This is a genomic window from Pseudomonas sp. D4002 (assembly GCF_013385665.1).
Taxonomy (GTDB): Bacteria; Pseudomonadota; Gammaproteobacteria; order Pseudomonadales; family Pseudomonadaceae; genus Aquipseudomonas.
The window spans coordinates 35,098-54,179 of sequence record NZ_JACAPN010000018.1; the positions used below are offsets into that span (position 1 = coordinate 35,098).

Here is a 19,082-nt window from a genome sequence, read left to right on the forward strand (position 1 = left end):
ATGATCGAAGACTTTTGGAAGGATAAGTACCCCGCCGGGATTGCTGCAGAAATCAATCCAGACGAGTATCCGAATATTCAGGCGGTACTGAAGCAGTCCTGCCAACGCTTCGCCAACAAACCGGCTTTCAGCAACCTGGGCAAGACAATCACCTACGGTGAACTGTACGAACTGTCCGGCGCCTTCGCCGCTTACCTGCAACAGCATACCGACTTGCAGCCCGGTGATCGAATCGCCGTGCAACTGCCCAACGTCCTGCAATACCCGGTCGCCGTATTCGGTGCCATCCGTGCCGGCTTGATCGTGGTCAACACCAACCCGCTGTACACCGCGCGGGAAATGGAACACCAATTCAACGACTCCGGTGCCAAGGCCCTGGTCTGCCTGGCCAACATGGCGCACCTGGCTGAAAAAGTCGTGCCCAAGACTTCCGTCCGGCACGTGATCGTCACCGAAGTCGCCGACCTGTTGCCGCCGCTCAAGCGCCTGCTGATCAACAGCGTCATCAAGTACGTGAAGAAGATGGTCCCGGCCTATCACTTGCCCAAGGCGATCAAGTTCAACGACGTATTGGCCAAGGGCCACGGCCAGCCGGTGAACGAAGTCAGCCCCGCCAGCGACGAAGTCGCCGTGCTGCAATACACCGGCGGCACCACGGGCGTGGCCAAGGGCGCGATGCTGACCCACCGCAACCTCGTCGCCAATATGCTGCAGTGCAAGGCGCTGATGGGCTCCAACCTGAATGAAGGTTGCGAGATCCTGATTACCCCGCTGCCGCTGTACCACATCTATGCCTTCACCTTTCATTGCATGGCGATGATGCTGATCGGCAACCACAACATCCTGATCAGCAACCCGCGCGACCTGTCGGCGATGGTCAAGGAACTGTCGAAGTGGAAGTTCAGCGGCTTTGTCGGCCTGAACACCCTGTTTGTTGCCCTGTGCAACAACGACGCCTTCCGCAAGCTGGATTTCTCGGCGCTGAAGGTCACCCTGTCAGGCGGCATGGCCCTGCAACTGGCGGCGGCCGAGCGCTGGAAAGCGGTCACCGGCTGCTCCATCTGCGAAGGTTACGGCATGACCGAAACCAGCCCGGTGGCCACCGTGAACCCGATCCAGAACATCCAGATCGGCACCATCGGCATTCCGGTGCCGTCGACCCTGTGCAAGGTCATCACCGATGACGGCGTCGAGCTGGCGCTGGGTGAAGTGGGCGAGTTGTGCGTCAAGGGCCCGCAAGTGATGAAGGGCTACTGGCAGCGCGAAGACGCCACCGCCGAGATCCTCGACAGCGAAGGCTGGCTGAAGACCGGTGACATCGCGATCATCCAGCCGGATGGCTACATGCGCATTGTCGACCGCAAGAAGGACATGATTCTGGTCTCCGGTTTCAACGTCTACCCCAACGAGCTGGAAGACGTGCTGGCGACCCTGCCGGGCGTGCTGCAATGCGCGGCCATTGGTGTGCCGGACGAGAAGTCCGGGGAACACATCAAGATCTTCATCGTGGTCAAGCCGGGTGCCAGCCTGACCAAAGACCAGGTGATGGAGCACATGCGCGCCAACGTCACCGGCTACAAGGTGCCCAAGGCCGTGGAATTCCGCGATGCGCTGCCGACCACCAACGTGGGCAAGATCCTGCGCCGCGAACTGCGGGATGAAGAACTGAAAAAGCTGGGTTTGAAGAAGTAAATCGGCCCCAACAAAAAGCCCCGCAGATGCGGGGCTTTTTGTTGAACGCTGATCCGGCCACTTGGAATGCAATCCAAATGTGGGAGCGGGCTTGCTCGCGAAAGCGGAGTGTCAGTGACATATCGGTGACTGACACTCCGCTTTCGCGAGCAAGCCCGCTCCCACAGGTTTTACCGTATTCCTACAGTGCGAACTGCGCGAAGCTCACACCGGCACCGGCCGGGCGTACGTCCTTGAGGAACGAGTCCTTGTCGGCACTCAGCTCCAGGGTAATCTCCGGCTTGCGCTTGCCGGCATTGCGCACCACCAGGCCTTCCAGCTTCTCGCGCAGAAACACCGTTGGCACCTTCAGGTGCAGCAACTGGTCGCTCTCGGCGTTGTGCATCAACAAGTGGATCCACTCGTACTGGCCCACGGCAATCCGGCCCACCGGCAGGTCGAACCACCAGATGTTGCGTTTGCGGTCCAGGTCGGTGAAGTGGCAGTTGTTGACACCGAGTACGGCACCGCCCAGTTCCTGGTTTCTGCGGGCAATGGCCTGTGCTTTATTGAGTTTCATAACCTTCCTACGGGATCTGTTACCCAGCGCTTGCGCCTGGATGTGCCCGGCATTCTCGTGGGTTGGCCGCAAAACATAAAGCCAAACCTGTACGGCGCGATGAAATGCCGCTGAAAAAATAATTGAAACTCTCTGGAAAGGCCAAGGGTCAACGTTTACGTAGTGACCAAAATCCTTGATTGTTCCCAGGAGAAATACCATGAGTAGCACATCGGATAAGGCAAAAGGTTTGGCGAACGAAGCCGTAGGCAACATCAAGCAAGGTGTTGGCAAAGTCACCGGCAACGACAAGTTGCGGGCTGAAGGCGTGGTTCAGGAAAAGAAAGGTGAAGTGCAAAAAGCAGTCGGCGACACCAAGGACGCAGTAAAGAAAGCGGTCAAATAGTCCCGACCTGGCTGCCTGCACTCCAGCAGCCCGACGGCCATCCACGGATGGCCGTTTTTGTGTCACCTGCAGTGATTAAAGTTTGGAAATTGTTTCAAGGTCGCCAAATAAGCTACCTTGATGTAGAAAACGGCCCCTGAGTCGCCCACGAACTCAACTTTTTGCGGCGAAAGGAGACGCTATGATTTTTCCGGTATTACAAGGCTTGCCCCTGCACAAAGTGCTGGTGCGCACTGTCACAGAGTTCCTCGATGACGAGATGCCTACGTACGCCTCGGCGCTGGCCTACCAGATGCTGTTCTCGCTGTTTCCCTTCCTGCTGTTCCTGATTGCCCTGATCGGTTTCCTGCACCTGCCGGACTTCTTCACCTGGCTGCGCATGCAATCGGAACTGGTATTGCCGCCCCAGGCCCTGGAGCAGGTCAACCCGGTGATCGACCAGTTGCAGCAATCCAAGGGTGGCCTGTTGTCGGTGGGTATCGTGATCGCGCTGTACACCGCCTCGGCGGGTGTGCGCCTGATGATGAGTGCGATGAATGCCGCCTATGACGTGGTGGAAGGCCGACCGATCTGGAAGCGCTTCCCGCTGTCGATTTTCTACACCGTAGGCTTCGCCGGCATGCTGTTGGCCGCCGCCGCCCTGATGGTGCTCGGGCCCCAGGTGATGGAATGGCTGGCGGGGCAGATCGGCATGCAGGAATTCGTGGTCACCCTGTGGACCATCCTGCGTTGGCCGCTGATCGTCATCCTGTTGATGTTCTCCGTGGCGTTGATGTACTACGTGATGCCTGACGTGAAGCAGAAGTTTCGCTTCATCACACCGGGTTCGGTGCTGGCGGTGGTGGTCTGGATCGTCGCTTCCCTGGGTTTTGGCTACTACGTCAAAACCTTTGCCGACTACAACGCCATGTATGGCAGTATCGGCGCGATCATTGTGCTGCTGTTGTACTTCTACATCTCGGCTGCCGTGCTGTTGCTGGGGGCGGAGATGAACGCGGTGATCGAACACATGTCGGCCGAAGGCAAGGATCCTGGTGAAAAGGACTTTGGCGAGCACGACGAAAAAAAGCATGTCTCAGGCCTTGGCCGCGACCCTTCCCTCAAGCCCACTACCGATGAAGTCTGATCGATGATCCGTGAAATCCTGAAAATGGGCGATGAGCGCCTGCTGCGTATTGCCCCGCCGGTTCCGCCGGAAATGTTCGACAGCCCCGAGCTGTGGCAGTTGATTGATGACATGTTCCAGACCATGGAACACGTCGGCGGCGTCGGCCTGGCCGCACCGCAGATTGGAGTGGACCTGCAACTGGTGATCTTCGGTTTCGAGAGCAGCGAACGCTACCCGGACGCGCCCGCCGTGCCCCAGACCATCCTCATCAACCCGCTGATCACGCCCCTTAGCCCGGTGCTGGAAGAAGGTTATGAAGGGTGCCTGTCGGTGCCTGGTTTGCGTGGGGCAGTGGACCGTTACCAGCAGATTCGCTACGAAGGGTTTGACCCCAAGGGCGAGCCGATTGTGCGGATTGCCGAAGGCTTTCACGCGCGGGTGGTACAGCACGAGTGCGATCACCTGATCGGCCGGCTGTACCCATCGCGGATTACCGATTTCAGCAAGTTCGGGTTTATCGAAGTGATGTTCCCGGATATGGATCCGACGGCAGACGAATAACCCTCAGGCAAAACACACCTCAAACTGTGGGAGCGGGCTTGCTCGCGAAAGCGGAGTGCCAGTCACCGAAGATATAGACTGATCCACCGCATTCGCGAGCAAGCCCGCTCCCACATTTGTTCTGCGTGCATTCAGCTTATTTTGCGGGCTTCACAAACCGCAACGTCATCCGGTCCGACTCACCAATCGCCACATACTTCGCCTTGTCCTTTTCCCCCAACGTCAACGCCGGCGGCAAGGTCCAGACCCCATCCGGGTAGTCCTTGGTATCTTTCGGGTTGGCATTCACCTCGCTCTGCCCCTCAAGCTTGAACCCCGCATCCGTCGCCAGTTTCACCACATACGCGGTGGTCAGGTAACCGCTGTGCTTGATGTCTTCCAGCGACGCCCCGTCCTTGGCCCGGTGATCCACCACCCCCAGCACGCCGCCCGGTTTCAACACCTTGAAGAACGCCTCGAACATCGCCGGCGCCGTATCCGCCATCACCCAGTTATGCACGTTGCGAAAGGTCAGCACGGTGTCGGCCGAGCCAGGCTTGCCCAGCACCGGAGCCTTGGGGTCGAACTCGGCGAAGCCGGCCTTGGAATAATGCACCGGGTCTGCGGCGAATTTCTTTTTCAGGTTTTCTTCTGATGTACGCGCGTAGGCACTGCTGTTCGGCGCCTGCACGGCAGCGATGTAGTGGCCGTTATCCTTGAGCAGCGGCGCCAGCAGCTCGCTGTACCAGCCACCACCGGGGGTGATTTCGATCAGGGTCTGGTCGCCCCGCAGGCCAAAGAACTCCAGGGTCTGCTGCGGGTGACGATACCCATCACGCGCGCTGTTGGCCGGCACGCGCCAACTGCCGGCGAGCACGGTTGCATACTGCTCGGCGGAAACCGGCGCTTCGGCTGCCTGGCTCAAGGCCGGGGCGAGGAGGGCTGCAAGGGATAAGGCTGCAAGGGTCGCTTTCATGATCATCCTGTAATGGGCCGCTGGTGCCGCCGAGGCTAGCATGGGGCCCACAACGGCTGATCACACTTTATTGAAGGTCGACCTCACCAACGGTTCTAAGCCCATGGCGATCATCGGCTTGTTGCGTTTGTAGCGCACCAGGCGCTCCGACAAGGACTGCGGCAGCAACGTGTCCTGGGTAAAACCCTGGCGTTGATAAAAGCCTTCCAGGTCCGGATGGCACAGCAGCCACACCGTGCCTTCAACGCTTGCGACCGAGGCGCGAATCAATTGCGCCGCCAGCCCCTGGCCACGCAGCGCCGGGTCGACAAACAGCCCGGTCAACCACTGCCCACCCACCACCGGCGTCAGGCACAGGCCCGCGACAATCTCGCTGCCCCTGGCCACCCACAACTGGCCACCCTTGAGGGCCTTCATCGGTGAGTTATGGCTGCGATAGAACTTGTTCAGCAGCGGCCACAACGGCTCTGCCAGTCGGTCGATGTGAAACTCGGGCATGGTTTTCAAACACGCGAATCCAGGGGGCGCAGATTATAAGTCGGGCAAAGCGCCTTCTGTTGGGCAATCGGTGTTATACCCAGTGTTACATCCCCTGTAAGTGGAGCACCCATCATGGCCAAAGGTCTGAATTCCAAGAAAGCTGACAAGAAAAAACCGGCAAAGACCGCCGATGAAAAACGCGCCGAGAAAAAGGCCAAGAAAACCGACAGCAACCTGTTCGGTCATTAAGTTCTAAGCTAAGCACCAAACGATCTGCAAGATTTTCCCGCCCCATTGCACAGAGCAGGATGAAGCCGGCTTTTTCGTCGGCCACGCCTGCCCTGAGCTGCCGATGTCCAACTACCTTGATGAAACCCAGCGCCGGGAAATCGAAGCCCTGGCCCAGACCTTTACCGCCCGCACCGAGTGGCCGACCTGGCTGCTGTTGATCGGCGTCTATGCCGGCTGGTTTGCCGTGATCCTCGCCAGCCGCTGGCTTGGCCTGTGGCTGAGTACCGCACTGTTGATCCCGCTCGTGACGCTGTGGATGTCCCTGCAACACGAACTGCTGCACGGCCATCCCACCCGCTTCACTGCTTTGAACAAACTCCTCGGCTACGCACCGTTTGCCGTCTGGTACCCCTACACCCTGTACCGCAACTGCCACCTGGTGCACCACAACGACGAAGACCTGACGGTGCCCGGTGTCGACCCGGAAAGCCGCTACCTGAATCAGCGGCAGTGGGATGACAGTTCGCTGTTCGAGCGCACCTTGCATTGGCTGACCAAGACCGTCCTGGGGCGCTTCCTGTTGGGTTCGCCGCTGGCGCTGTGGAAGCTGGCGCGCAACGAGGTCAGGCGCCTGCGCGAAGGCCAGCGCCAGGCGTGGCTGATGTGGCTGAGCCATGGCACCGTGACCGTGCTGATGCTGACCTTCATCGCCCACTACAGCGTGCTGCCGGTGTGGTACTACGTGGCGCTGGTCAGCGTGCCGGCCTTGTCGGTGGCGGCGATCCGTTCCTACTATGAGCATCGCCCGCACCCACAACCGGAACAGCGCACGGTGCTTAACGAAGCCGCCTGGCCGTGGACCTGGCTGTTCCTCAACAACAACCTGCACCTGGTGCATCACGACTTGCCGAAGCTGCCGTGGTATTTGCTGCCCACCGTGTACCGCGCGCGCCGCGAACAATGGGTGGCGCGCAGCGGCGGGTTCCTGGTGCAGGGTTACGGCCAGTTGATCGGCCGTCACGGGCTCAAGGCCATCGACAGCCCACGGCACCCCTTTGCTTGAGAGACGACCATGAGTGACCGCTACGCCGAACTGCTGATGTACGTGGCGCCGCAGCAGGTGCAACAGGCCAATGAGCGCTGGCTTTCGCGCATCCTTGAGCGCCTGGGCGCGACCCGCCGCAAGGCTGATCATCTCGACCTGCGCAGCCTGTGGCGTGCCCCGCAATTGCTGCTGACGCAAACCTGCGGCTACCCGCTGATGACCGCGCTGCGCGGGCAAGTCCAGGTGATTGGCCGCCCGCGCTACGAACTGCCCCACAGCAGCGGCGGCCAGCATTGCAGCCTGCTGCTGACCCGCGACGACAATCCCCGCGTTGCCTTGGCCGACTTCCAAGACAGCCGCGGCGTGATCAACGGCCATGACTCCAACAGCGGCATGAACCTGCTGCGCGAACGCCTGGCGCCGCTGCAGCAGGGCGGTCGGTTCTTTGCCGAAGTCGGCATCAGCGGCGCCCATCGCGAAAGCCTGCGCTGGCTGCGGGAAAACCGCGCCGACCTTGCCGCCATCGACAGCGTGACCTACGACTACCTCGCCCGTTTTGCGCCAGAGGAAGTGGCCGGGCTGCGGATCGTCACCCGCAGCGCGCCCAGCCCGACGCTGCCTTACATCAGCGCGCCGGGCTCAAGTGAACACCTGCGGGAGGTCATGAACCTGGCCTTGCAGGATCTGCCCGAAGTGGTGCAAACCCTCGGCGTACACGAAGTGCTGCCCGCCAGCGAAGCGGATTACCAGGTGCTGCTGGAATACCGGCAGCAGGCGGAAGCCTTGGGTTATCCACGCCTCCAATGATCGTTCCCACGCTCCGCGTGGGAATGCATCCTGTGACGCTCTGCATCACCATTTCAAAGCAGACGCAGAGCGTCCAAGGCGGCATTCCCACGCAGAGCGTGTGAGCGATTGGTTATATAAAAATACCTTTTAAATATTATTAAAGAATAAGCAGCCTTGCTAGGATCGCTCCACCGGAACACCGGACATAACGCGCAACCTACTCAGATGGAGCCACTATGTCCGGCGCCGACACTTCTCACAGCGATTACGTGGGCGGATTATTCCGCAGTCATTACGACTGGCTGTGCGGCCGTTTGCACCGCCATCTCGATTCCCGTGCCCACGCCGAAGACATCGCCGCCGACACCTTCGTCCAGCTCCTGAGTTCCCCGGGCGTGGCGCCGATCCGCCAGCCACGCGCCTTGCTCACCACCATTGCCCAACGCCTGATGTACCAGCTGTGGCGTCGCCGTGACTTGGAGCGCGCTTACCTCGACGCCCTCGACCAGGACGAAACCTCTCCCGCGCCATCCCCTGAGGATTTGGCGCAGATGCTCGAAGCCCTGCAGGCCATCGACCAGTTGCTCGACGGCTTGCCGGCCAAGGTCAAGGCGACCTTTCTGCTGTCGCAACTCAATGGCCTGACCTACCCGGAAATCGCGGCCGAGCTGGGCATTTCCCAACGCTCGGTCAGCGACTACATGACCCGTGCCGTCAACCGCTGCCTGCGGCTGTGCCTGGAATGAGCGACGACCTGATCGACAGCGCCACTCGCTGGGTGGTGTTGCTGCGCTCCGGCGAGGCGAGTGCCGCCGACTGGCAGCGTTACCATCAGTGGCGTGCCGCAGACCCGCGTCACGAAGCCTTGTGCCAACAACTGGAAACCCGCCTCGGTGTGTTTCAAATTCCGCAGACCCAAGGCGTCAGCGGCAAGGTATTGCAGCAGGCACTGGACGCGCCATCCAGCCGCCGCACGGTGTTGCGCGGCGCCCTGGTGGGCGCTGGCCTGATGCTGGGCGCCGGTTGGCTGGCCCGGCCGGTGGTGGAGGATTTGACCGCCGATATCCGCACCGGCACCGGCGAACGGCGCACTGTAGAGCTGGCGGATGGCAGCGAGTTACTGCTCAACGCCCGCAGTGCCGCCGACATCCAGTTCGACCCACAACACCGCGTGGTGCGCCTGCGCGATGGCGAGTTGCTGGTGAAGATTGCCAGGGACAGCAACCGACCGTTTTTCATTCAGACCGATCAAGCTCGACTGCATGCCTTGGGCAATCGCTTGTTGCTGCGCGAGCGCGAAGGGCAGGGCCATGTGGTGGCGCTCAACGGCGCCCTGGAGATCGACGGCCAGAACGGCGAACGCCTGCAACTGGAGGCCGGGCACGAGGTGACTTACGACCGCTTCGGCTTCGGACCGGTGCTCGCCAGTTCCTCGGGCGCGACCGCCTGGATCGATGGCTTCCTGCAAGTGCGCGACCGCCCGCTGGTGGAGGTGATCGATGCACTGCGCCCGTATCACAACGGTGTGCTGCGCCTCGATCCGGCGGTGGCAGGGTTGCGGGTCAGCGGCCTGTACCGCCTCGACAATCCCGACCAGATCCTCGACACCCTGGCACGCACCCTGCCGATCCACATCACCCGCCGGACCGGGTTGTGGGTGACCGTCAGTGCCGCCTGAAAACGGTTCACCTCGGTCAATGTGGGAGCTGGCTTGCCTGCGATGCGAGCACCTCGGCCTCTCAGATGTACCGCAGCGATACCATCGCAGCCTCGCTAAAGCTCGACAGCTCCCACAGTTGACCGCGTCGTTTCCGAATGTCGGTTCTATCGACATAACCAAACGATCTGCAAGTTTTCCCCCGGCCATCCCACATCACTCCCGTAAGCGCTGCGGGGAGCAGCGCTCAGGAGTTTCCTTGGGGGGAGCCAACGTGAGCCCATTCAACCGTACACCGCTTCGAACCTTTGCCCTGGTGCCGTTGGCCAGTCTGTTCCTGTCTTTCGCTGCCAGCGCCGAAGAGGCGCGCCAGGTCTACCACATCGCGCCCGGCCCGCTGGATGAAGTGCTGCTGAACATCAGCCGCCAGAGCGGCCAGGTGATTTCCTTCACGCCGCAGCTGGGCAATTATTCCTCGGCGCGGGTCGACGGTTCGCTGTCGGCGCAACAGGCGGTAGACGCCGCGCTCAAGGGCACCGGCCTGCAAGTCCAGGTCAGCCCGGACGGTGCATTCATCATCAAGGAAGGCGCCAAAGTCGCGCCTGCCAGCAACAGCATCAAGGCGCAAACCGCCGAAGCCCAGGCGCCGACCCTCGACCGTGTGGTCGCCATCGGTACCCGTCGCAGCGACGCCACGGCCCTCACCAGCAGCGCCCCGGTGGATGTGATCAACGCCGAAGAACTCAAGCAAACCGGCGCCACCAGCCTCAACCAGGCGCTGTTCCAACTGCTGCCCTCGTTCAACTTTCCGCAGAACAACAGCGCCACCCGCGGCCAGGATCCGAAAGGCGCCTCCCTGCGCGGCTTGTCCCCGGACCAGACCCTGGTGCTGATCAACGGCAAGCGCCGGCACACCTCGGCGGTGGTGAACATTTCCGGTGGCGTGCCGTTCATTGGCGCGCAGCCGGTGGACCTCGACATGATCCCCATCAGCGCCATCGACCACGTCGAAGTGCTGCGCGACGGTGCCTCGGCGCAATACGGTTCGGACGCGGTGGCGGGGGTGGTCAACATCGTGCTCAAGGAGCGCGACAGCGGTGGCGGCATCAACACCCAACTGGGCAAATACGCCCAGGGCGACGGCTTCAGCAAAACCACCGATGGCTGGTACGGCATCGGCTTGCCGGGGGATGGTTTCCTGACCCTGAGCTTCAACACCCTGAACAACAAACCCGATGACATCGGCGACAAATACGTCGCCGATGGCCAGGTACAAGACCCGCGCTGGGGCGGTGCCGGGCGCGACAAATACAACCTGGCGGCCAACGCCGAAATCGGCCTGAACGACCAATGGCGCCTCTACAGTTTCGCCACCTTCGGCCAGGACACTTCGGTAAACAACACGCCGCCGCTGCTGGCCAGCAGCCCGAACAACGTGGCCGGGATCTACCCCAACGGCACCATCCCGAAATACCGCTATCGCTATGAAGACGGCGCCGTCACCGTCGGCACCCGCTATGAAGACGAGAGCATCGGCCGCTTCGATTTGAGCGCCACCTATGGCCGCGACGAGCACGACGAACTGGCTTTCAACACCGTCAACCCGAGCTACGGGATCAACAGCCCGACCAAGTTCAACGTCGCCACCCTGGTCAACGACCAGACCAACATCACCCTGGATTACGCCAAGGATCTGAACGTCGACTGGTCGAGCCATCCACTCACCGTTTCAGCGGGCGTCGCCTACCGGCATGAGCAATACCGGCTGGAGGCCGGCGACTACGATTCCTATTCCTACGGTGGCATCGACGGCGTGCAGGTTGGCGCGGTGCAGGCTTCGGGCCTGACCCCGGATGACGCCGGCACCTTCAAGCGTGATGTGGGCGGCGTGTATTTCGGCCTGGAAAACCAGGTCACCGACAAGCTCCAGGTGGGCATTGCCGGGCGTACCGAGCACTACTCGGACTTCGGTTCAGCCACCACCGGCAAACTCTCGGCGCGCTATGACTTCACCCCGAAAGTCGGCCTGCGGGCCACGGTCAACAATGCCTACCACGCGCCCAGCCTGGGCCAGATCGGCACCTCCTGGACCACCACTACCAATCTCGACGCCAACGGCAACCCGGTGCTGACCCGCATGCTGCCGGCCGACAACCCGGCCGCCCGTGCCCTCGGTGCGCAGCCGCTGAAGCCCGAGAAGTCCACCAACTTCTCCCTGGGCCTGGTGCTGCGCCCAACCGACCAGGCCTCGCTGACCATCGACGCCTACCAGATTTCGATTCGTGACCGCCTGCTGTTCAGCGGTGGCATTTCCGGGCCGCTGGCCGAGCAGATCCTCAAGGACGCCGGCTACGGCCAGTACTCCTGGGCGCAGTTCATGACCAACGCCGCCGACACCCGCACCCGTGGCGTCGACATCGTGGGCAAGTACAACCTGGACCTTGAGCAGTTCGGCAACCTGAACCTGTCGGCGGGCTACACCAAGGCCCGCACCACCATCGAGAAGGTCCACGCAAACCCCAACGGCTTCGAAGTGCTGACCCGTGAATCCCGTGGCTTCCTGGAGCACGGTTACCCGGAAGACAAGCTGGTGTTTGGCGCGGTCCACAAGCTCAACCAATGGACCATCGCCCTCAACGAAACCCGTTACGGCAAGTACCGCAAATATGCGTCCAGCGAAGCCAACGCCCAGTACGACCAGACCTTCGGCGCGCAATGGACCACCGACCTGGACGTGAACTACGCCTTCACCAAACAACTGCGGGTGTCGGTGGGCGTCAACAACCTGTTCGACAGCAAGCCTGACGACTACAACACCCGTTTGCGCCAGACCCCGGGCCAGCAATACAGCTACCTGTCGCCGACGGCGCCGGAAGGGGCGTTTTACTACACGCGGCTCAGTTATGACTTTTAAACCCTGATGCAAAACCTGTGGCGAGGGAGCTTGCTCCCGCTGGGGCGCGTAGCGGCCCCAAGCACTTTGGGCCTGCTGCGCAGTCCAGCGGGAGCAAGCTCCCTCGCCACAAGAGCACTCTTCATGGAATCACCACGAGGTAACACATGAAAACAATCAAGAACCTGCTCGGTGGCTCGCTATTGGCACTCACCGTCCTGGCACAATCAGCCACGGCCGCCGAACCTGCCAAACCGATCCACTTCGGTGACATCACCTGGGAAAGCGGCAGCCTGATCACCGAAGTGCTGCGCCTGATCGTCGAGAAAGGCTATGGCCTGCCCACCGACACCTTGCCCGGCAGCACCGTGAGCCTGGAGGCCGCCCTGGCCAAGGACGATATCCAGGTGATCGGCGAAGAGTGGGCCGGGCGCAGTCCGGCGTGGGTCAAGGCCGAAAGCGAAGGCAAGGTGTTCGGCCTGGGCGACACCGTCAAAGGCGCCACCGAAGGCTGGTGGGTGCCGGAGTACGTGATCAAGGGCGACGCCGAACGGGGCATCAAACCCCTGGCCCCGGAGCTTAAATCCGTCGCCGACCTGGCCCGCTACAAGGACGTGTTCCGCGACCCCGAAGACCCGACCCGTGGGCGCTTCCTCAACAGCCCCACCGGCTGGACCTCGGAGATCGTCAACAGCCAGAAACTCAAGGCCTATGGCCTGACCGACAGCTACGTCAACTTCCGCACCGGCTCCGGCGCGGCGCTGGATGCCGAGGTTGCATCCTCGATCCGTCGCGGCAAGCCGGTGCTGTTCTACTACTGGTCGCCGACGCCACTGCTGGGGCGCTTCAAGTTGATCAAACTGGAAGAACCACCGTTCAACGCCGAAGCCTGGAAGACCCTGGCCGACGCCAACAACCCGCACCCCATCGGTACTCGTTCGATGCCAGCGCACCTGGCGATTGGCGTGTCGGCGCCGTTCAAGGCGCAGTACCCGCAACTGGTGACGTTCTTTGAAAAAGTCGACCTGCCGATTGACCTGCTCAACGGCATCCTCGCGCAAATGGCCGAGAAACGTAGCGCGCCGCGCCAGGTGGCCGAAGCGTTCCTGAAAGAACAGCCGCAGGTCTGGCAGCAATGGGTGCCGGCGGACGTCGCGGCCAAGGTCAAGGAGAGTCTCTGATGCGCAAGCTCATCGCAGCCACACTGCTGGCACTGTGCGCCGGGCCGCTGCTGGCGGCAGAACCGGCCACCCTGCGCGTCGGCTACCAGAAAAGCTCGGTGAGCATGGTGCTCGCCCGTGAGCATCACCTGTTCGAGCAAGGGTTGCCGGGCACCAAGGTCGAGTGGATCGAATTCCTCGGCGGCCCGCCGCTGATCGAAGCCCTAAATGGCGGCAGCATCGACATCGGCAATATCGGCGACATCCCGCCGATCTTCGCCCAGGCTGCCGGCATCGACATTCGCTACATCGGCGTCGAGCCCAATGACGGGCGCACCGAAGCCATCCTGCTGCCCAAGGACAGCACCGTGCAAAGCGTGGCCGAACTCAAGGGCAAGCGCGTGGCGTTGCTCAAGGGTTCCAGCGCCCACAACCTGTTCCTCAAAAGTTTGCTGCGTGCCGGCTTGCAGTGGAAGGACGTGAACGTGGTGTACCTGTCGCCCTCCGACGGCCGTGCCGCGTTTGAACAAGGCAAGGTCGACGCCTGGGTGGTGTGGGACCCGTACTACTCGGCGGCCGTGGTGGACGGTTCGGCGAAGGTGCTGGGGGATGGCCAGGGGCTGAACCCGGCGGGCAGTTTCTTCATCGCCAGCGGGCCGTTTGCCAAGCAGCACCCGCAGGCGATTGCGGCGATTCTCAAGGTGTTTGCCCAGGCGCAGCGGTTGTCGCTGGACCAGCATGATGAAAGCGTCGCGCTGATGGCCAAGACATTGGGCTTGCAGCCGGCGGTGGTGGAGAGTTACTTCCAGCACCGCTCGCCGACGCCGAGCCGGCCATTGGAAGCGGTGGATATCGCCAACCAGCAACGTACGGCCGACGCGTTTTTTGCCAACGGCCTGATCCCGAAAAAGGTCGATGTGCAGCAGATTGTGTTCAAGGCCCCTTAACTTGATCCCTGTGGCAAGGGAGCTTGCTGTGGGGGGGAGTTTGCTGTGGCAAGGGAGCTTGCTTTAGGGAAAGAGCTGTTGTGGCGAGGGAGCTTGCTCCCGCTGGGCTGCGTAGCGGCCCCAAAAAAAGCGGGAGCGCTGCGCACTCCAGCGGGAGCAAGCTCCCTCGCCACAGCAAGCTCCCTCACCACAACAAGCTCCTTCGCCACAACAAGCTCCCTCCCCAAAGCAATCTCCCTCACCCCATAAAAGCATCTTCAGCATCGACCTTCGCAACCCATCAGTGAGCAGACCATGCAACCGATCTACATCGACTTCCTCAACGGCCTGGACATCGACGAACTGGCCCTGACCAACGACGAAATCCTCAACGCCATCGAATCCAGCCTGGCGATCCAGGGCCGCAGCGAGGCGGTGATCGAGCCGCGCATGCACCTGATTCCCGGCGGTGAAATCAACGGCCACTTCAACGTGCTGCGCGGTGTATTGGGCGGCGCAATCGGCTACGCCGGGGTCAAGGTGGTGGGCGACTTTGTCGATAACTACCGCAAGGGCCTGCCCTCGGAACTGGCGATTCTCAACCTGCTGGACCCGGCCACCGGCATCCCCAAGGCCATCCTCGACGCCTCGGCGATTACCGACATGCGCACCGGCGCCGTCACCGCCATCGGTGCCAAATACCTGGCCCGTCCCGACAGTAAAGTCCTCGCGCACATCGGTGCCCGTGGCACGGCGTATTGGAACGTGCGGCTGCTGGACCACCTGTTCGACTTCGACGAAATCCGCGTGCACTCGCGCCGCAGTGAAAGCCGCGAAGCCTTCGCCGAACGCCTGCGCCGCGACCTCGGCAAGCCGGTGATTGTCACCGACGACTGGGAGTCCACGGTGCGCGGCGCCGACATCGTGGTGGAAGCTTCACGCCTGGATCAGCCGCAACCGTTGCTGCACACCGAGTGGATCAAGCCCGGTGCCTTCGTCGTGCCCTACGGCACCATGAGCGCGGTGGAACTGTCGTTGACCGACATCATGCACAAGCTGGTGGTGGACGACTGGGGCCAGTGCAAGGGCGGGATGTTCGGCGCATTGCGCGCCCATGTCGACGCCGGAAAACTCAGCGCCGAGACCTTGCATGCCGAGTTGGGGCAGATCGTAGCCGGCTTGAAGACCGGCCGGGAAACCCCCGAGGAAACCATCCTGTTCTGGCACCGTGGCTTGAGCCTCAGCGATATCGCCCTGGGCCACGCACTGCTGGAAAAATCCAGACGCCTGGGGATCGGCCAGCGGTTGCGCTGGGCATGATTCACTTCGATCCCGCCGGTTTGACGGTTGAGGATTTGCTGTCGATTGCCCTCCAAGACGCGCCGGCTGACTTCAGCGATGCGGCCCGCCAACGTATCGACGAAGGGCATCGACTGTTGCTGCGCCTGGTGGCTGAAGGCACGCCGATTTACGGGGTGACCACCGGCCTCGGTGCGGCGGTGGATACGCAGGTTGCGCCGGTGCAGGCAAACATTCCTTTGGGGCGTGCGGTGGGCGTTGGCCGCCTGGCCAAGCGTGAGGAATTACGCGCGATCACCGCAGCCCGCTTGGCCGGGTTGGCCCAGGGGCGTTCGGGTATTTCGCCGGGTGCGGCGCAGGCGCTGTTGGCGTTACTCAACTGCGGCATGGAGCCCGCGGTGCCGTTGCTCGGCTCGCTGGGTGAGAGCGACCTGGCGCCGTTGGCGCATTTGAGTCTGGCGCTGAACGTGCCATTGACGGGCAAGGATGGCCTGGCGCTGGTGTCGGCCAACTCCGCGAGTATCGGCCTTGGCGCGTTGCTGGTGGCCGAGGCCGAACAGGCATTGCAGGCCATGTTGGCGGGGCTGGCGTTGTCGTGTGAAGGCTATCGGGCCAACCTCAGTCCTTTCCAGCCGTGGGCTTCGCGGTTGCGTCCGGCGCCGGGGCAAAGCGGGCAATCAGCGGCGTTGCTGGAATTGCTGGCGGGCGGCGAATTGGCCGATAACCCGCGCCGGCTACAGGACCCGCTGAGCTTTCGCTGTGCCACGGTGGTTCAAGGCGCGGCGCAACAGGCAATGCAGGCGTTGCGCGAGTTGATCGAACTGGAACTGGCCAGCGGTGCGGACAATCCGGCGTTGATCAGCGAAGACGCGTTGGTGCTGGCCACGGCCAATTTCGACAGCACCCATCTTGCGCTGGCGGCCGAAGGCTTGGGCCTGGCGTTGAGCCGTGTGGCGGTGTGCAGCGCCGAGAGGATTGCCAAGTTGCTGTCGCCGGCTTCCAGTGAACTGCCGCGCTTTCTGATCAACCAGCCCGGCCACGTGGGCATGGCCGCCTTGCAGCGCACCGGTTCGGCGTTGGTGGCGGAGATCGGGCACTTGGCCAATCCGATCCCGGCGGTGAGCGTGCCGGTGGCTGATCGCGTGGAAGATTATGCGGGGCAGGCGCTGGCGGTGGTCGAGAAAACCCGGCAACTGGTGCAGCGCGTGGTGTGGCTGGGCAGCATTGAGTTGATCGTGGCGGCGCAGGCGGTGGACCTGTGCGGCACGGTTCAACTGGGGCAGGGCACCCGGCGTATTCATCAGGCGGTGCGCCGCCAGGTGGCGCAACTGGATCAGGACCGTTCGGGGTCGGTGGATGTGTTGGCGTTAAGTGCATTCATCGAAAACGATGGCTTGAAACCCATTCTCTAAACCAATGAAGACCCAATGTGGGAGCTGGCTTGCCTGCGATAGCGGTGTTGGATTCACCATCGCTATCGCAGGCAAGCCAGCTCCTACAGATTGATCGCATTTCAGGTCATGGATTTTCAGCGGCCAGGGCGGCAATCACCGCCGGCCGCTCACCGACCCGCTGCTGAAACTTCGCCAACGCCGGCCACTGCTGCAAGTCGATATCAAACAACCCCGCCCAGCGCAGCACCACAAACAGGTACGCATCCGCCACCGAGTACTGCGCGCCCAGCAGGTAATCCTGGCGCTCCAGGGTCTGTACCAGAATCGCAAAACGCTTGAACAACGTGGCCTTGAACAGCGCCTTCACCTCATCGGGAATCGCGTCCTTGAACAACACACCCAGCCCGCCATGAATCTCGCTGGAGACAAAGTTCAGCCACTCCTGCAAACGCACCCGCTCCCAGCTGCCATTGGCCGGCGCCAGGCCCGCTGCGGTTACCCGGTCGGCCAGGTATTGCAGGATGGCCGCGCCTTCGGTCAGTACCTCGCCGTTGTCCAGTTGCAGTGCGGCTACATAGCCCTTGGGATTGATCTGCAGGAAATCATCACCGTCAGCCGTGAGCTTTTTCTGGTTGTCGACGCGAATCAATTCAAACGGCAGGGCCAATTCCCGCAGCGCGATATGGGAGGCGAGGGAACAGGCATTCGGGGAAAAATACAGCTTCATCGGGGCAACTCCGCAGGACAGTTGCCTTCAGTCTCGTGGGCATGGCACCTTGGGTAAAATTAATCTTTCAGAATCCTGCCATAAGGACAGCTACTGCCATGATGAACCTGATGCACTGGCGCCTGCTGGTGGCCGTGGCGGACAACGGCAGCATCACTGCCGCCTCCGAACGAGTGGGCATGACTCAGTCCGCCGCCAGCCAAGCGATGGCGGCCATGGAGGCCAACCTCGGTGCGCAGTTGTTTGTGCGTGAGGCGCGTCAGACCGTGCCTACCGCCCTGGGCCTGCAAGTGATCGAGCAGGCGCGGGTGATGCTCGGGGCCTTGCAGGCGATTCGCACCACCGTGGACGAAGCGCGGCCGATGCTGCGTGGGACGATTCGCATCGCGAGTTTCCCCATGGTGCTGGCGGTGTTCCTGCCGCCGCTGCTGCGTCGGTTCAACCAGCTTTACCCCGGCATCGAGGTCACGGCCCTGGAAGTGACCGACGATGAAGTGAACACCTTGCTCGACGCGAATCTGATCGACCTGGGCGTGGTGCTCAACCCGCCGTCCGAGCGCAATGCCGCCGTGCTGGGGCGCGATAACTGGGTGGCGGTGCTGCCGATGGCCCACGGGTTTTCCCGGCGCCCGGCGCAGGCAACGGTCACGCTGGAAGAGTTGGTGGAGCAACCGTTCGTGCTTGCCACCGGCGGCTGCACCGTCAACGCCCGCAGCCTGGCGCAGGAAGCCGGCCTGGTGCTGCGCGAGGTGCGGGTGGAAGTGCGCGAATGGAACAGCGCTTTCAGCCTGGTGCGTGAAGGCGTGGGAGTGACGCTGGTGCCCGAGATGACCCTGCCGGCCCAGCGCCACGGCTTGCGCATCATGCCGCTGGCGGAGCCGGTGCATCGCGAGTTTGCGTTGGTGACATCACGCCACCAACCGCCCTCCGCAGTGGTTAATGCTTTGTTGCAAATGCTGGCTGACTAGTGGCCTTGCATAGCGCCAACGCCTGTCTATGCTCACCCAGAACCGTTGATGACGCTCGGCATATAAAGCGTTTCGGATAGGTTTCTCCATAAAGGTCTGCGATCAAGATTCAAACCGTGAATGGAATGCGCCCGCCTGGGCGTCGGGAAAATAAAGGGTGATCTGACATGTTCAACCGCCAACACAAATCCGACCTGCTGGAAATCGAACGTTTCTCCTGCGCCCTTACCGAAGCCAAAGCCAAATTGGCCGC

Annotated in this window: 18 protein-coding genes; 14 read left to right on the forward strand and 4 right to left on the reverse strand. The window is 62.0% G+C overall.

Translation table 11 applies throughout. The features are described from left to right. Window positions 1–1,692: a long-chain-fatty-acid--CoA ligase FadD1 gene (fadD1, locus tag HX824_RS11750; protein WP_003213041.1), complete on the forward strand. Its 1,692-nt coding sequence runs from the start codon at window positions 1–3 to the stop codon at window positions 1,690–1,692. Window positions 1,693–1,873: 181 nt separating this feature from the next. Here fadD1 and HX824_RS11755 read toward each other — a convergent pair whose 3' ends face one another. Beyond that, window positions 1,874–2,251: a hypothetical protein gene (locus HX824_RS11755; protein ID WP_003213043.1), complete on the reverse strand. Its 378-nt coding sequence runs from the start codon at window positions 2,249–2,251 to the stop codon at window positions 1,874–1,876. Window positions 2,252–2,450: 199 nt separating this feature from the next. Between HX824_RS11755 and HX824_RS11760 the strand changes: the two genes are divergently transcribed. From HX824_RS11760 to def, 3 genes are all read left to right on the forward strand, one after another. Next, complete coding sequence (locus HX824_RS11760; protein ID WP_003213044.1) at window positions 2,451–2,636, forward strand: CsbD family protein; 186 nt, start codon at window positions 2,451–2,453, stop codon at window positions 2,634–2,636. 181 nt (window positions 2,637–2,817) lie between these two features. Beyond that, complete coding sequence (locus tag HX824_RS11765) at window positions 2,818–3,762, forward strand: YihY/virulence factor BrkB family protein (protein WP_003213047.1); 945 nt, start codon at window positions 2,818–2,820, stop codon at window positions 3,760–3,762. 3 nt (window positions 3,763–3,765) lie between these two features. Next, complete coding sequence (gene def / locus HX824_RS11770) at window positions 3,766–4,305, forward strand: peptide deformylase (protein ID WP_003213049.1); 540 nt, start codon at window positions 3,766–3,768, stop codon at window positions 4,303–4,305. Window positions 4,306–4,441: 136 nt separating this feature from the next. On the opposite strand, the gene HX824_RS11775 is transcribed toward def, so the two are convergent. Continuing rightward, entirely contained in the window at window positions 4,442–5,260 is an 819-nt protein-coding gene (locus HX824_RS11775) for a class I SAM-dependent methyltransferase (protein ID WP_177054563.1), read from the reverse strand. Window positions 5,261–5,320: 60 nt separating this feature from the next. After that, the gene (locus HX824_RS11780; protein ID WP_177054564.1) at window positions 5,321–5,758 is read right to left on the reverse strand and encodes a GNAT family N-acetyltransferase; all 438 of its coding nucleotides are present in this window, start codon (window positions 5,756–5,758) and stop codon (window positions 5,321–5,323) included. Between the two features lie 334 nt (window positions 5,759–6,092). Between HX824_RS11780 and HX824_RS11785 the strand changes: the two genes are divergently transcribed. The 9 genes from HX824_RS11785 (at window position 6,093) to HX824_RS11825 (ending at window position 17,152) form a co-directional block, all read left to right on the forward strand. Continuing rightward, complete coding sequence (locus HX824_RS11785) at window positions 6,093–7,034, forward strand: fatty acid desaturase (RefSeq protein WP_177054565.1); 942 nt, start codon at window positions 6,093–6,095, stop codon at window positions 7,032–7,034. A 9-nt stretch (window positions 7,035–7,043) separates the two neighbouring features. Further along, entirely contained in the window at window positions 7,044–7,823 is a 780-nt protein-coding gene (locus tag HX824_RS11790; RefSeq protein ID WP_177054566.1) for a phosphate/phosphite/phosphonate ABC transporter substrate-binding protein, read from the forward strand. A gap of 218 nt (window positions 7,824–8,041) precedes the next feature. After that, window positions 8,042–8,551, forward strand: a complete 510-nt coding sequence (locus HX824_RS11795; RefSeq protein WP_003213062.1) for a sigma-70 family RNA polymerase sigma factor — start codon at window positions 8,042–8,044, stop codon at window positions 8,549–8,551. Next, complete coding sequence (locus tag HX824_RS11800; protein ID WP_102369757.1) at window positions 8,548–9,483, forward strand: FecR domain-containing protein; 936 nt, start codon at window positions 8,548–8,550, stop codon at window positions 9,481–9,483. The genes HX824_RS11795 and HX824_RS11800 overlap by 4 nt, the downstream gene beginning before the upstream one ends. Before the next feature lie 253 nt (window positions 9,484–9,736). Beyond that, on the forward strand, window positions 9,737–12,376 hold the full coding sequence (locus HX824_RS11805; RefSeq protein WP_177054567.1) for a TonB-dependent receptor: 2,640 nt from the start codon (window positions 9,737–9,739) through the stop codon (window positions 12,374–12,376). 146 nt (window positions 12,377–12,522) lie between these two features. Next, window positions 12,523–13,536 carry an ABC transporter substrate-binding protein gene (locus tag HX824_RS11810; protein ID WP_177054568.1) on the forward strand — a complete coding sequence of 338 codons (1,014 nt, stop codon included), beginning with the start codon at window positions 12,523–12,525 and terminating at the stop codon, window positions 13,534–13,536. Further along, on the forward strand, window positions 13,536–14,462 hold the full coding sequence (locus tag HX824_RS11815) for an aliphatic sulfonate ABC transporter substrate-binding protein (protein ID WP_177054569.1): 927 nt from the start codon (window positions 13,536–13,538) through the stop codon (window positions 14,460–14,462). Before HX824_RS11810 ends, HX824_RS11815 begins: the two co-directional genes overlap by 1 nt. Window positions 14,463–14,756: 294 nt before the next feature. Continuing rightward, entirely contained in the window at window positions 14,757–15,761 is a 1,005-nt protein-coding gene (locus tag HX824_RS11820; protein ID WP_134327210.1) for an ornithine cyclodeaminase family protein, read from the forward strand. Next, window positions 15,758–17,152, forward strand: a complete 1,395-nt coding sequence (locus tag HX824_RS11825) for an aromatic amino acid lyase (protein WP_177049542.1) — start codon at window positions 15,758–15,760, stop codon at window positions 17,150–17,152. Before HX824_RS11820 ends, HX824_RS11825 begins: the two co-directional genes overlap by 4 nt. A 106-nt stretch (window positions 17,153–17,258) precedes the next feature. On the opposite strand, the gene gstA is transcribed toward HX824_RS11825, so the two are convergent. Beyond that, the gene (gstA, locus tag HX824_RS11830; RefSeq protein ID WP_177054570.1) at window positions 17,259–17,861 is read right to left on the reverse strand and encodes a glutathione transferase GstA; all 603 of its coding nucleotides are present in this window, start codon (window positions 17,859–17,861) and stop codon (window positions 17,259–17,261) included. A gap of 98 nt (window positions 17,862–17,959) precedes the next feature. Between gstA and HX824_RS11835 the strand changes: the two genes are divergently transcribed. Further along, entirely contained in the window at window positions 17,960–18,829 is an 870-nt protein-coding gene (locus HX824_RS11835; protein WP_177054571.1) for a LysR family transcriptional regulator, read from the forward strand. Window positions 18,830–19,082: the final 253 nt, after the last annotated feature.

What these genes read in the sequence shown, in the direction of transcription:
- fadD1 (WP_003213041.1), top strand. Translation starts at nt 1, where the DNA reads ATGATCGAAGACTTTTGGAAGGATAAGTACCCCGCCGGGATTGCTGCA.
- HX824_RS11755 (WP_003213043.1), bottom strand. Translation starts at nt 2,251, where the DNA reads ATGAAACTCAATAAAGCACAGGCCATTGCCCGCAGAAACCAGGAACTG.
- HX824_RS11760 (WP_003213044.1), top strand. Translation starts at nt 2,451, where the DNA reads ATGAGTAGCACATCGGATAAGGCAAAAGGTTTGGCGAACGAAGCCGTA.
- HX824_RS11765 (WP_003213047.1), top strand. Translation starts at nt 2,818, where the DNA reads ATGATTTTTCCGGTATTACAAGGCTTGCCCCTGCACAAAGTGCTGGTG.
- def (WP_003213049.1), top strand. Translation starts at nt 3,766, where the DNA reads ATGATCCGTGAAATCCTGAAAATGGGCGATGAGCGCCTGCTGCGTATT.
- HX824_RS11775 (WP_177054563.1), bottom strand. Translation starts at nt 5,260, where the DNA reads ATGAAAGCGACCCTTGCAGCCTTATCCCTTGCAGCCCTCCTCGCCCCG.
- HX824_RS11780 (WP_177054564.1), bottom strand. Translation starts at nt 5,758, where the DNA reads ATGCCCGAGTTTCACATCGACCGACTGGCAGAGCCGTTGTGGCCGCTG.
- HX824_RS11785 (WP_177054565.1), top strand. Translation starts at nt 6,093, where the DNA reads ATGTCCAACTACCTTGATGAAACCCAGCGCCGGGAAATCGAAGCCCTG.
- HX824_RS11790 (WP_177054566.1), top strand. Translation starts at nt 7,044, where the DNA reads ATGAGTGACCGCTACGCCGAACTGCTGATGTACGTGGCGCCGCAGCAG.
- HX824_RS11795 (WP_003213062.1), top strand. Translation starts at nt 8,042, where the DNA reads ATGTCCGGCGCCGACACTTCTCACAGCGATTACGTGGGCGGATTATTC.
- HX824_RS11800 (WP_102369757.1), top strand. Translation starts at nt 8,548, where the DNA reads ATGAGCGACGACCTGATCGACAGCGCCACTCGCTGGGTGGTGTTGCTG.
- HX824_RS11810 (WP_177054568.1), top strand. Translation starts at nt 12,523, where the DNA reads ATGAAAACAATCAAGAACCTGCTCGGTGGCTCGCTATTGGCACTCACC.
- HX824_RS11815 (WP_177054569.1), top strand. Translation starts at nt 13,536, where the DNA reads ATGCGCAAGCTCATCGCAGCCACACTGCTGGCACTGTGCGCCGGGCCG.
- HX824_RS11820 (WP_134327210.1), top strand. Translation starts at nt 14,757, where the DNA reads ATGCAACCGATCTACATCGACTTCCTCAACGGCCTGGACATCGACGAA.
- HX824_RS11825 (WP_177049542.1), top strand. Translation starts at nt 15,758, where the DNA reads ATGATTCACTTCGATCCCGCCGGTTTGACGGTTGAGGATTTGCTGTCG.
- gstA (WP_177054570.1), bottom strand. Translation starts at nt 17,861, where the DNA reads ATGAAGCTGTATTTTTCCCCGAATGCCTGTTCCCTCGCCTCCCATATC.
- HX824_RS11835 (WP_177054571.1), top strand. Translation starts at nt 17,960, where the DNA reads ATGATGAACCTGATGCACTGGCGCCTGCTGGTGGCCGTGGCGGACAAC.